This is a genomic window from Alkaliphilus transvaalensis ATCC 700919 (assembly GCF_000621485.1).
GTDB classification, from domain to species: domain Bacteria; phylum Bacillota; class Clostridia; order Peptostreptococcales; family Natronincolaceae; genus Alkaliphilus; species Alkaliphilus transvaalensis.
This window is the reverse complement of record NZ_KK211286.1, coordinates 292,923-306,826: the sequence shown is the minus strand read 5'-3', so window position 1 is coordinate 306,826 and position 13,904 is coordinate 292,923. Positions and strand designations below refer to the sequence as shown.

Sequence of the window (13,904 nt, the reverse complement as noted above, 5' to 3'; positions counted from 1 at the left end):
GCTGTAATCTCTTAATTTACAACGACATCTACTTTTCCAACACCAATCTTTACATCAAAACTAATCTTTGAAGAAGCTTCATCATAGTTGGGAGAATAGTAATAGTCTCCTCTATTAACCCAACCTAAATTAGCTAAGTTTGATTTACTTACTAATCCATCAATCTTCATTCTAACTCCTGCTTCTTCTGCTATATTGATCTTTATGTTGCTGGCCCCTCCATCTATTCTTACATTTGTTTCAGGATATGCATCACCAAAGTACAAATCTAAACTTCCTGCCCCTACATTTAATTTAAAGTCTTTAATTTGAAGCTCTCTTAAGTCAATGTCCCCCGACACAGCTCCAACACTAGCATCGATATCCCAAACAACATCTTTATTCAAGTTAAAATCGAACAGCTCCCCGCTTGGATTAAAATTAATTACTCTAGTGTTATTAATTGAATTAATGTTTATTACAGCATTTTTATTACCATTTCTATAGCTAATGTTTGGTGAAATATAATCTGGAGCATAATTCGTATCAATCAATAGTGGTTCTTCTGTCCCTCCAATCATTAGCCTTAGTCCTCCTAAGTTTAACTTAAGTTCTCCCGTCTGAGTTTCTTCCATTTTATTAACTTCTATTTCATTCATATGATTTCTAGTAATATTATTTGAAATTCTTCCATCAAAGTAAAAGCTATAACCAACTAATACTGCGAAAAATAATACCCAAGAAATTACCGCCACAATAGTACTTTTTTTAAATATGGTATTGATTCCTATTACAATTAGAATCAATGGCCAAAACTCCCAAAGAGAACCCAAAATCCACCAACTGAAATATCCTAAGTTAGCCAGTAATAGCAATAAACCGATTCCGATAAAGATAATACCGCTAACTATTCTCTCACGATTCAATAGAATCACTTCCTTCCATTAAGGATTACAACTAGCCCTACTCCAATTAAAACCATAGGTGTTAGAAATCTAATATTGAGCCAATACAAACCTAAAATATTTCTACTAAAGATAAAGGCTCCCAGTATAACCAATACCCCTCCAATTAAGAGGTGATCTTTATCTTTTCCTCTACTTTGAGAGGTACCTTTGGTTTCATCAATTTGAATTTCTTCATTTTCATTTTGATTTCCATGGTCATTTCTTTCCTCTCCAACTATTTCAGCGTCCCTAACATTTTTAAAGTCTGCCTTTGGTGTGTAGTTGCGAGGCTCTTCATCCATAATAATTGCGGCAATAATATAGATTACAACCCCCGCTCCACCAGATACGGAAAAGAGTATCCATAACAACCTTACTAATGTTACATCGATATCAAAGTAATCTGCAACACCACCACATACTCCTGCTAACTTTTTGTCATTTCTTGATAAATATAAACGTTTTTTCATTTCAGTATCCTCCTATTAATTCATCTTAGCTTATTCAAATAAACTACTTAGCCGTATTCTCTTCCATAATAATTGCGGCAACAATATAAGCAATAACACCACCGCCAGTAAAAGCTAAAAAGACACAGCCTAACCTTACAATTGTCGAGTCTATGTCAAAATACTCAGCGATTCCTCCACATACACCTGCCAATTTTTTATCACTACTTGATAAATATAATTTTTTCTTCATATAAATCCCCTCCTAAATTAAACCAGTATAAATAATATATAATAATTACTTCTACTTACTAATACGATTGTTTTTCAAATTTGTTTATAAAATTAAATAAAAACATATAAAATTTTTAAAAAATAAATAAAAGCTTTATATTAAACGAAAATTAATTCACATCATAGTAATATACAATTTCCTCAGTTATACAAAAACAGATAAAAAAACCCTACAATATTTTGTAATACTGTAGGGTTTTCTAAAGGATCGACAAAGATCGATTTAATCTAGATTTTATTTAACTATTTAAAGTGTAAATTTTTTTACTCTTCTTCTTCGATGTATGTAACATTAGATTGGGTAGATTCTTTAGTTACAGCACCAGTTACTCCCCTTAATAGTTGAGTTAAGTCTGTACCAGTTAATGCATTAACTGTTTCTGGTAAAGTAGCCATAATGTCAGTTACATACTTAGACACTTTTGCTGCCCCTTGGCCACTACCATTTCCAGAGTCAACAATAACAATTTTCTCTGTTTTTGATAGCGGTTCTGCAACTGCCTTAGCAATTTCAGGTAGCTTTTCGATAATCATTTGAGTTATCGCAGCATCGTTATATAGTTTGAAGGCTTCTGCCTTTTTCATCATTGCTTCGGCTTCAGCTTTACCCTTTTCACGAATAATATCTACTTCTGCCATACCTTCTTCTCTCTTAGCCGATGCATTTGCAGTACCTCTTAAACGAATAGATTCAGCTGCCGCTTCTGCTTGTTGTATTTCTTGATATCTTGCAGCCTCTGCCTTTTTATGATGACTAAACTTTTCTGCTTCTGCTAATTTTTTAACTGTAGCATCAAGTTCTCTTTCTTTTCTTAGAGCCTCTTGCTCGGCTAATTCAATTTCTTTTTGTTTTCTAACAATTTGAACCTGCATCTTTTCTTTTTCTACTTCCTGTTGCACCTTACTTGCTTCTATTTCATAAGCAAGGTCGGCTTTAGCAGTTTCAGTTTGCTGGTCTTTACGATATGCCTGCACCTTAAGTTCTTTTTCTTTAGTCGATTCTGCAATCTGAGTTTCAGCAACTAATCTAGCATGCTCCCCCTCACGGTTGGCATTTGCAGTTTTGATCTTTGTCTCTTTAGTAGCTTCTGCTTCTGCAATTTCAGCATCTCTTTTAACTTCAGCTATTCTTTTCTTACCTAGAGCTATTAAGTATCCATTGTCATCTTTAATGTCTCTGATGGTAAAGGCTTTAATTTCTAGACCCATTTGGGCTAAGTCTAAAGCTGCTACTTCTTGTACCTGTGATGCAAACTTTTCTCTATCCTTGTAAATCTCTTCAACAGACATTTTAGAAATAATCTCACGAAGCTTACCTTCAAGTACGTCTTTAGCAGTATCTTTTATACTTTCAATAGTAGATTTTTCAGAACCAGTATTAAACTGCTCGATGGCAGAAAGTATAGATTCTAAGTCTGATTTTACCTTTAATACTGCAACCCCATCAGCTTTAATATCAACACCTTGTTCTGTAAGGGCGCCATCGGTTCTTACTTCTATCTTCATGTTCTCTAAAGATATAATATCAGTTCTTTCTAAAAGTGGAACAACAAAGCCCCCGCCCCCAGAAATAACCCGCTTATTAAGACCTGTTATTACAATAGCCTTATCTTGTGGAACCTTTTTCCACATTAAAAGAACACTAAATATTAATAGCACTAACACTCCAACAATAATAATAGGAATCATAGGTATATCCATAATAAACCTCCTTTAAAATAATAGTCTACTTAGTAAGTCTGTCTATCCCCCTTCCAATATACTAAAGTTCAATCTCCTTTTCCTCTTCATATATGGATCTGGAAACATAAAAAACATTGTCTTTAATTGCTGATATCGTTACAGCTTCTCCCTTTAATATGTCATCACCATTCTCTGACTTAGCAGGAGCAGTATAAGTATTTCCGCCAATGATATAGGTGATTTTTCCAAAAGTTCCTCCCGTCATGGGAAGATCGACTTTTGCTTTATGACCAATCAGACTGTGTTGTGAAATTGCACTGGTATTTTGAGCCTTGTGTAGAGGTACAATGACTAATTTAAAAAATAAGCCTGCTATAATAAAAGCACTTACTACTGCAATGGCAAAGGTAGCAATCGGATTAAAGCCTTTACTTGAAGCCATAAGCCCTGCCCCGCCAAATACGGTAATAAAGGCTGTTATAACAACTGGCTTAAAGGGGGACACCGCCAAACCATGCACATCTCCATCTAAATCAAGGTCTCCATCAAAATCCATAAAATCAAATAATTGTCCTAGTACAAAGGAGACAACAGTAAATAATACTCCTACCTTAAAACAAATATCATAAAATGTAAGCATATCCACTAGCCCCACCCCTTATCTTAATTTGTATAAGCTTTAACAATATCCCTCATTCACTTATATGCTAATGTAAGGATTATTACAACACTATCCATCAGTAAAATTATTATATTCTATATAAATATCTATATAAATATCTATATAAATATCTATTTTTGCTCCTTTTCTTTTTTTGTATACTTCTATACATCATTATATTCTACAAAAGTTTACAATCCCCTTCCTTTTTTTAACTTTTTTATATCTCTAGAAAAATTTATATGGCTACACCCCTTTAGTACTCTTACCTCGGTGTCGCCTTTAAACTAAATACCAAAGGTAATTTTCCTTCCAATTGTGGGTAATAGCATAGTCCTTCATCATCTAATGCTGTGCCGCCCATACCAGGGGCACACCGGTCATATTCCTGTAGGTATTCTATAAATAGTCCTGCTTGACTCAAGGCATTAATTAACTTACTTATGGTATACATCCAGTAATAATTATTAGCCTCCTTTGTTTGGGATGCATATCCCCCAATAGAACTAGAAAAGTCAGCTTCTGAATCAAAGTAAGGATATTTTAAATCTAGTATTCCGTCTTTTATTTTTTCTTCATCAAAACTTAAAAAGAAGGGATGCCCATCATGTACATAAAAATATCCATCCTCCTTAAGAAAATGCCGAAGGGTTCTACCCCATTTATTAAAATCTGGCAACCAACCTATTGCTCCATCGGATGTAAATACGATATCATATTTCCCCTCATGCTTGTCCATCAGTTCCATGATATCGGATTCAATAAAATCTACATTCTCAACGCCTAGGTCTTCTGCTAATTGCTTAGCAAATTTAACATTATCAGGAACTAAATCTACACCAGTTACAGATTTCGCCCCCAATTTAGCTAAAGCTATGGAATCTGCCCCAGTATTACATTGTAAATGCAATATGGTTTTACCAGCTACATCTCCTATTTCTTTCAAAACTATAGGGTTCAAACGATAACTGTCCTCCAAAAACCTTTTTTTGAAGTGATGATAATGGTCTTCAGACAATAATCCCCACGCATGTTTATTAGCTTCTATTTGATTCATTTTAACTCCCCCCAGCAATTTATATGTTTGTTAATTTACTATAACTAACTACTTTCTAACTTTAGATGCTGTAATGATAGTATCATCTATCTAATCATATCATTAAATTTATGCAGTATTTGATGAATTTTGTCGATATATCATATTTGTCATTAAAAAAGGTACTGCCCCTCTAGACAGTACCTTTTTTATAACGAATAAAGTTCCACTTTAATTATTATTAAAATAAGAGAACTTTACAGCTACTTCTGCCCCATTGCAACTTCAACTCGATGTTCTTTACCATCCTCTGAAAGTTGTATTGTTGCATTTTCTTGCAATTCTTCATCTAACTTTAAAGATTTAACCCCATAATTTACCCCATCATTGTTAGTAACAAAGATGTGATATAGGGTATTTCCAAAGCGGTACTTAATTTCAAACTCTTTCCAATCTTTTGGGATACAAGGGTCAATGATTAGTTGGTTACCTCTCCTCTTTATTCCTAAAATATCTTCGAGTCCGACGCTGTACATCCAACCAGCTACACCTGTATACCAAGTCCAACCGCCTCTACCCACATGGGGAGCTACTGCATAGACATCAGCAGCCATAACATAGGGTTCTACCTTATAGACAGCGCATTCTAATTGGGTTCGAGTATGGTTAATAGGGTTAATCATGTTATAAAGCTCCCAAGCTTTGTCTCCCTCTTTTAATTGGGCAAAGCCTTTAATAACCCAAGAAGCTGCATGGGTATATTGTCCACCATTTTCCCTAACCCCAGGCACATAACCTTTAATATAACCAGGCTCTTGGTCACTATCATCAAAGGGTGGGGTAAAGAGTAGAATCAACCCTTCTTCCTTTTTAATTAGATAATCTTCTACAGACCTCATAGCAATTCGACTTCTAGGATGTTCTTCATCCCTTGCAATGATTGACCAAGACTGGGCTAGTGAGTCAATTATACACTCTGTATTCTGGGAAGAACCCAAGGGGCTTCCATCATCATAGAAGGCTCTGATGTACCAATCTCCATCCCATGCATTTTGATCGATATTACTTTCAATTTCATCTGCAATTTTTATATATCGATCTCCCCGTTCCTTGTCCTCCATCAAATAGCATATTTCAGAGAACTTTTTAAGGATACGATGAATAAACCAACCTAGCCAAACACTTTCTCCTTTACCTTTGTTACCAACTGTACTCATACCGTCATTCCAATCACCAGAACCCATTAACGGAATGCCATTAACGCCATACTTTAGAGCCCTTTCAATAGCTCTAATACAATGGTCATACACTGTAGATTTCTCTTCTGAAATTCTCGGTACCCCATAACGCTCATCTTCCCCCTCCCTCAAGGGTTCTTCCTCTAAAAAGTGGGTTATTTCCCTTAAGATCGACTCATCCTTAGTGTGGTTAAAATATTCTGCTGTTGCATAGGGCAACCACAATAGATCATCAGAAAATCTAGTTCTTATCCCCTTTTCACCTGCTCCTGGGTGCCACCAATGTTGTACATCGCCTTCAACAAACTGATGCTGGCAATGGATGATGATTTGCCTTCTAACTGCTTCCGGATAAGGATGAAGCATATTCATGGCATCCTGTAATTGATCACGGTAACCATAGGCTCCCCCCGATTGATAGAAGGCTGACCTTGCCCATAGCCTACAGGATATGGTTTGATACAGTAACCATGCATTCAACATGAAATCCATTGATTTATCTGGTGTCTTAACTTGAATTGTTTCAAATAACCCACTCCAATAATTTTTTACTTCTTCTAGTGCAGACTTAGCGTTTTTAAGGTTTTTATATTTTTTAACAAGCTTTCTAATATGACTTTTTTCTTGTTCTTGTCCCAATAGGAAAGTTAGCTCCTTTTGGCTATTAGCCTCTAGGTCAACAGTACATTGTAGAGCAATACAAGGATCTAGGGCAGCTCCTATGGTATTGGACAATTTTTCCCGTTTTAAAGCTTCGGGTTCTGCCAAACTTCCTTTTAGACCAATAAACTCCCTTCTGTCACCAGTAAAGGATGTAATCCCTTCAGAAGAATCTACAAATGTAATTCTATTAGGAAAATCTGATTGATAGGGATTTCTTACCATTAATCCCCCAGTATCCTTACTTTCCTCTGTAGCTAGATAATGGCGGGTCATCTCATCACTTACCCCCATAACTGGAGTTATATAATAAGTTATTGAAAGCCTTCTTTTAGTAGTTGATGGGTTTTTTAAACTAAGTAAGCTTATTTTTACAGGGTCTTCCTCAGGTACAAACATGGTTAGTTCTTGTTCTAAGCCTTGGCTATTGTTTTGAAAAACAGAGTACCCCAAACCATGTCTAATCAAATAATGATTATTTTGTCGTTTAGGTAAAGGTGTTATATTCCAAACCTCACCTGTATCTTCATCCCGAAGATAAATTACTTCACCTGGTCTATCAGAAACCGGATCATTTGACCAAGGGGTAATTTTATTTTCTCGACTATTTTCTGCCCAAGTAAACCCAGCCCCCGACTCTGTAACAATAAACCCAAAGTTCTTGTTCGCCACGACATTAGTCCATGGTGCTGGCGTTTGATTTTCTTCCCTTAGCTTGATAACATATTCCTTCCCATCTTTACTAAAGCCACCATAACCATTAAAAAATTCTAACTCCATAGGAATTTCTTTACTAATGTATCTTTCTTTAGGATTAGTGAAAGTCTTTTCATTTGGTAATTGGGCTATGTCAAAGGATTGTCGGACTTGCTTTCTTAGTGGTCCTTCCTCACCCTTTAAAATCATTCTAGCCACCGTATAGAGTAGTACAATGTCTTCAGGTGGCATAACATTAGCATCCCTTAAGAAAATTCCTCCTGGTTGATTTTCTAGAAATCGACTTGGACTAGAGAATATCATTTCCCTCAATAATTGTTGTAAAGGCTGAAGGTAATTACTCTCATCTTCATTTAAGATCACTAAATCTGTTTTAATTCCCTTTGTTCTCCAATATTCATGGGCTCTTAAAGCCTCTTTTACCAATTCTGCATCCTCTAATCTTTTAATACTAATTAGTAAAATGGGTAAATCTCCAGAAATACCATAAGCCCATAAAGCCGATTGTCCTTTTTGGTTTTCCTTTAGAATTTCTGCGTATCTACGTTTGATAGGGTTTATAAACAGCATAAAAGACAGCATTTCTTGAAAAACCTTAATTTCTTTTGCCTTAAAGTTAAAGAAGGTATTTTCCACCTGACTTCTGGTTAATGCTAGATCCATAGCCCGTTCTATGATGTTATCCTCGTGATATTTCTTCACTAGCTCCACCACAGCTTCTTTGCTTTCCTCAATCCCTGTAGTATAGGTGATTACCACAGTTCCTCCTTCTGGTACTCTAACGCCTCTTCTTAAACTCATAATAGGGTCTATTGCAATCCCTGTGGTGTTTTTTAATGGGTGATCTAAAGCGACTGGGTTTGCAATTGTCTTTCCTCTGCCAATAAAATTTCCTCTATTGGTTTCATATTGTATCCCACCAACAGTTTGACCTTCTACCATAAGGCTATGAAAAATCCATTGGGTGGTTTGGTCATGTCCCCTAGGTCTTCTTGACGCCAATAGTGCATCATATTCTGTCAAAAACTCTGTTCTAACAAATAAATTGCTAAAGGCGGGATGTGCTACATCGGAGGACTGATTCGTCATAACAGTTTCGAAATAGCTGGTGACCTGCAGATTTACTGCCTCTATATTATGGTTCGTTAGGGTAACTCTTCTAATCTCAACTTGATCTTCTGGAGAAACAAAGACTTCTGTTTTCGTTTCTATATTATTGTCATTACGAATATAGGTGGCCTTATCTTGAGTAAAGATAACTTGATAACCATCGGGTGCCTTCTTAAGGGGCTCATAGGTGGCAGACCATGTACCTCCATCTCCTGTATTATGGATAAAAAGATAGGTTCCATAACCCTCTGCCATCATATCTTCTCGCCATCTAGTTATTTGAATATCATCTTTCCGACTGTATCCATTCCCTCCGTCCGTCAATAAAATACCATAGGTACCATTAGAAAGAACATGGCACTTGGGAGGCAAAGTTTCTGGTACACCATACTTTCTAACTACTTGTTCTAGTGGGGTCTCCAGTCCTTTAACTTCCTCTAATCTTTCTTTATATTCCTTCGTTACAATTACCCTTAAAGGGATTCGTTCTTGTAATAAAAGTTCTCCAGATTTCATTACAGGATCTCGATGGAACCTTTCTTGTATGATATTATTATGAAAATAGTTATTTAAAGAAACTAAGCTCATGCCTAAGTGATGGGCCATAAAACTCTTTACCACTTGTTTATTTTCGCTTATTGGTAATCTTTCAGATGTATAGTCAATCGCCTCATAAAAGCCATATTTCCCTTCTACTCCTTCATGTACTAGTCGCTTTACGTTATCAATAACACCCTTAGGGTCAATAGGTAATGCTAATAGGGTAGAATAGGGGGATACGACAATTTCATCAATTAACCCCCGTTTTAGACCAAGGTCTGGCACACCAAAAGCTTTGTATTGATAATTTAAAGCAGTATCGAAAGCGTAATATCCCGATTCGGAGATCCCCCAAGGAATATTAAGTTTATTACCATGTCTCTTTTGGGCCTTTACAACTGTTTTAATGGTTTCATCCATCAAAGTATTTTCATAGTTTTTCATAGTTAAATAGGGCATCAAATATTCAAACATTGTTCCTGTCCAAGAAACTAAACCTCGATGGCCATTAATAATCGATAGCGCCCTACCTAGCTTAAACCAGTGCTTTTGCGGTACTTCTCTTCTAGCAATGGCTAAATAGCTGGTTGTTCTAACCTCCGAAGCCAATAGGTCATAATAACTATTAGTCAGTCTTTCTTCATCAACTTGATAACCTATCGAGAAAAGGTTTCTCTTCTTGTCATATAAATGTATAAACTCAGTCTTTTCTGCCATAGCCTCAATTTCAAAGACAAGGGTGGTAATGGCATTAATAAAATCTTCTAGGTTTTCTTTACCTACCATCACTTCTTCTCTTAGTGAGGTTAACAATACCCTTTCTTCTTTAGAGATCCCCTTAAGGGCAGTATCTATTTCTTTAATCAATAGTTTATACAATTCTCTAAGTTCCATAATAGAAGGAATTTTTTTAATCTCCTCTAAAACACTACGAATGTTCCCTCTAGATTCAATCGCAGCCATAAGCTCTTGTCTTTCTACTAAGCTTTTTAACCAAGGAAAATAAGTGTTTAATTCTTCCCTACAACCCCTTATATGACTTTCTAGCCTACCTTCTTCATCACTTTTTAAGGGCCACTCTCCCCTTTCAAAAGCATCCAATAGGTCTATATATTCCTTCAAAGTAATTTTATCTCTTTCTATCAACTCATCTATTAAAACCAACTGAGGATATTCTTCCTCATCTTCACCTTTAATGATCTGTAGCGTATCTTTTATGCCTTCTACTAAACTTTTATCTATCAATGATTTTGATAAAGCTTCCTTTAAACCTTCTTTTAAAGTAATTAGGTATGCAACAAAGTTTCCACTATCTACTGTAGAAATATAACGGGGTCTTAACACCTCTAGGTTTCTGGTATCATACCAATTGTAAAGATGTCCCTTCCAAGTTTCTATGCGCCCCAAGGTATTCATTGTATCCTTGATCCGCTCAACCATTTCTTTTGTTGTTACATAGCCAAAGTCCTTTGCACTTAAAACAGCCATTAGATAAAAGCCTATGTTGGTGGGGGAAGTTCTATGGGCAACACCTCTAGGTGGATAAATTTGAAGGTTATCAGGGGGTAAATAATGGTCTTCCTCTCCTACTAAATCTTCATAATATCCCCAGGTCTTTCTGGCTATTCTCCTTAGTTCTTGTAGTTCTTCCTTTTCAAGGGGCTCGACGGTTTTTTCCTTTTGTAAACTAGTATAATAGGCCACCCAAGGGGCAATTGTCCACCCTATAAGAATCGGCAGTCCATAAAAAAGGTTGTTAGGTTTGACAAATAATCCTACCCATAAGGCGACAACAACAATTGGGAAGATGGAAACCATTCTCCTGATATAGCTTTGTACATCATTTTTTAGTTTCTTTTCAGAATCTGCTACAGTTACCCATTCCAATAGATTACGCCTTGTAATAAAAACTCTATTTAAGGTTCTAACAATGGCATCTGCCATCATAAAGGCATGATGGGGTAAAAAGACTAAGTTTAAAAGTACCATGTAAAAGGTATGCTTCGTTCCTATAGCTAAATTTCCCCGTAATCCTTCTCTAGCAGCAGTATAGTACTTAATCTTAATATAGTCTGCAACCGATAAGATAAAAGGGAATAAAAGGGTTAATAACCCTAAACCCAACCAAACTAAAGGAGAACCTGGTAAGATTGACATCCCTAATATAAATAATAGAACTAAGCTAATGGAAACTAAACTCCTTCTTAAATTGTCGAAGATTTTCCATTTAGATAGAGAACTTAAAGGATTAGATATTAAATTTCCTTCTTTATTTCTAACCGTAGCACTTAACCATTTTACCAATTGCCAATCTCCCCTAACCCAACGGTGGAGTCGCATCATATAGCTACTATACTTTGCAGGGTACCCATCGACTAGGTACAGGTCAGTGGCTAAACCAGTGCGTAAATGACTTCCCTCTAATAAGTCATGACTTAATATTGAATTTTCTGGTATTGCTTCTCCCAAAATTTGATTAAATACTTCAAGATCGTATATTCCCTTCCCGGTGAAGATTCCCTCTCCAAATAAATCTTGATAGACTTCAGAACTGGCAGTTGAATATGGGTCTATTCCCGCCTGCCCTGCAAATACCTTAGTTAGAAAGGATTGATTTGCCCCCTCTACACTGACATCTACTCGAGGTTGTATTAATCCATAACCACCTGAAACAATTTTCTTCTCTAAATCAATAACCGGGCGGTTTAGAGGATGGGACATCATCCCTATCAATTTTTTTGCTGTATTCATGGGAAGATAAGTATCTGCATCTAGCGTAATGACATATTTAATTTCTTTTAAATGGGATATATCCCCTGATACAAAGGAATAACTTGTTTTTTTATCCCCTAAAAGCAATCGATTAAATTCATCAAGGGCCCCTCTTTTCCGCTCCCATCCCATCCACTTTCCTTGGGTTTTGGAATACTGTCTTTGACGATGAAAATAGTAAAAAATGGGGCCTTCTTTGGCATACTTTTTATTTAATTTCTTTACTTCCTTCATTGCAAATGCAATAATTCCCTCATCCGTCGGCGACTCCTCTTCTGTTGAGTCTTTAAAGTCACCTGCTATCGAAAAGTAAATATTCTCTTCTCGATTAGCCAAATAATACACTTCTAACTGTTGTAATAGGTCTTTTACTCTATCTTGGTCAGTTACTAAAGTAGGAACCACTACCATTGTTGCCACTTCTTGGGGTATTCCATCTCTATAGGCTAATCTTGGTATAAAGTCTGGAGGGTATCTTCTTGTATATACTCTATTTACCAATGGGATGACGATGTCACTTGCCGGTATAACAGTTATACTAAGAATAATAAAACTCAATAATAGATCAAAGCTTTCTAAATAATAATAACTATATAATTGTAATAGGGCTACAATAAGTACTGTCCCCAAAATGATTGGCGTTAAGTACTGGGATAGACTTTTTCTTTCTTTTTGAAGCAGGTAATAACCCACATGTAACTTTGGATTGTTGGGGTCAGCTCCTTCAACTTCTTTAGATTGCCTTAGGACCTCTTGAGCCACCTTGATTTCAGAAGTTCCCCTTTGTTGAGCTATTTTTTCTATTCGCTTTCGATAATAGTCCCTTGATTCAAAATCCATTTTAGCATAAACTCCTGCTGGGTCTTCCCTTAAAATAGCCTCAACAATACTCATATCCTCAAAAATATCGTTCCAATCAATTGTAGCTACCAAGGTAAGACTGATAATACAGTTTCCGATGGTAATTTTGGCAGCAGCCTGTTGGTTATGGACATCTTCAACCAGTTCCTTCATGCTGAGGTTATATTGTCGCAAACTCTCTTCAATATAAGAAATTACTGCAAAACCTTCTCCCTCTTCTTGCCTTAATATTCTTAGCAGATGTTCTACCAATGGGGCATTAACCCCTATTCCTGTATCTATTACTTCTTTTATATAGTCCTCTATTTCATCTGTTTTTCTTCCAATTAAGTCTTCTGCTTGCCGCCAAGCCCTTTCTGTCTTCTCAATTCCTTCGCAGATGATCCTAATCCTTTCGATTAACGCAATCCTTAGCATTAGGGATAATGACCATATTTCTGCGATTGTTAAAACCTGTCTTCTTTGATAGGCATTTACAAACCTAATTAACGTATCTTCATCTAACCTGCCATCGGTATGGGAGACAAGCTTTAGCATAATTGCGTATACCCGTGGCAATCCCTTTAGATAACCCCCTTCTAAAATACTTAACTTTAAAAATCTTTCCTTAAATATATTTTGCCTTACATCCTTAACCTGTTCTTCAATCTTGTAAAAGTTATCAAGTAACCATTGGGAAGCGGGAGAGACTTCATATTGTTTTTGGTTATTTAAATATACCTCTTGATAGATTGCAGAAATTTTTTCATAATGATCATCCAGTCTATACAATAGGGATTTTGTAGATTTTAGTTCCTTAGAGACAGTATGGGCCTTAGCCATTCTTTTGGCTTGCTTCTCTAAGTCTTCCATATTTAGTATTACATCCTTAACTTCATCAATCTCTATATTCTTTCTATTTAAATAATCATTAAATCTTGAAATCATCTCCCTTTTCATCACCTTTCTATCATTAAT

At 36.0% G+C, this 13,904-nt stretch carries 7 protein-coding genes; all 7 read right to left on the bottom strand.

Features of this window, described 5'->3' with window-relative positions:
• Positions 1-11 precede the first annotated feature (11 nt).
• The 7 genes from T335_RS0116725 to T335_RS0116695 all read right to left on the bottom strand — a co-directional run bounded on the left by T335_RS0116725 (position 12) and on the right by T335_RS0116695 (position 13,874).
• Positions 12-905 (bottom strand): LiaI-LiaF-like domain-containing protein, encoded by an 894-nt coding sequence (locus T335_RS0116725; protein WP_026478554.1) that lies wholly within the window; start codon positions 903-905, stop codon positions 12-14.
• A gap of 5 nt (positions 906-910) precedes the next feature.
• Positions 911-1,396 (bottom strand): PspC domain-containing protein, encoded by a 486-nt coding sequence (locus T335_RS22085; protein WP_026478553.1) that lies wholly within the window; start codon positions 1,394-1,396, stop codon positions 911-913.
• 43 nt (positions 1,397-1,439) lie between these two features.
• The gene (locus T335_RS0116715) at positions 1,440-1,628 is read right to left on the bottom strand and encodes a PspC domain-containing protein (RefSeq protein WP_026478552.1); all 189 of its coding nucleotides are present in this window, start codon (positions 1,626-1,628) and stop codon (positions 1,440-1,442) included.
• Between the two features lie 305 nt (positions 1,629-1,933).
• A complete protein-coding gene (locus T335_RS21130) occupies positions 1,934-3,370 on the bottom strand; it encodes a flotillin family protein (RefSeq protein ID WP_034328792.1) in 1,437 nt (478 codons plus the stop codon).
• A gap of 61 nt (positions 3,371-3,431) precedes the next feature.
• Positions 3,432-3,998: an NfeD family protein gene (locus T335_RS21125; RefSeq protein WP_051569371.1), complete on the bottom strand. Its 567-nt coding sequence runs from the start codon at positions 3,996-3,998 to the stop codon at positions 3,432-3,434.
• Positions 3,999-4,278: 280 nt separating this feature from the next.
• Complete coding sequence (locus tag T335_RS0116700) at positions 4,279-5,070, bottom strand: class I SAM-dependent methyltransferase (RefSeq protein WP_026478551.1); 792 nt, start codon at positions 5,068-5,070, stop codon at positions 4,279-4,281.
• A 242-nt stretch (positions 5,071-5,312) separates the two neighbouring features.
• Complete coding sequence (locus tag T335_RS0116695) at positions 5,313-13,874, bottom strand: GH36-type glycosyl hydrolase domain-containing protein (RefSeq protein WP_051569370.1); 8,562 nt, start codon at positions 13,872-13,874, stop codon at positions 5,313-5,315.
• Positions 13,875-13,904: the final 30 nt, after the last annotated feature.

Bases quoted from the DNA above. Each gene is read 5' to 3' on its own strand.
- T335_RS22085 (WP_026478553.1), bottom strand. From the start codon at position 1,396: ATGAAAAAACGTTTATATTTATCAAGAAATGACAAAAAGTTAGCAGGA.
- T335_RS0116715 (WP_026478552.1), bottom strand. From the start codon at position 1,628: ATGAAGAAAAAATTATATTTATCAAGTAGTGATAAAAAATTGGCAGGT.
- T335_RS21130 (WP_034328792.1), bottom strand. From the start codon at position 3,370: ATGGATATACCTATGATTCCTATTATTATTGTTGGAGTGTTAGTGCTA.
- T335_RS0116700 (WP_026478551.1), bottom strand. From the start codon at position 5,070: ATGAATCAAATAGAAGCTAATAAACATGCGTGGGGATTATTGTCTGAA.
- T335_RS0116695 (WP_051569370.1), bottom strand. From the start codon at position 13,874: ATGATTTCAAGATTTAATGATTATTTAAATAGAAAGAATATAGAGATT.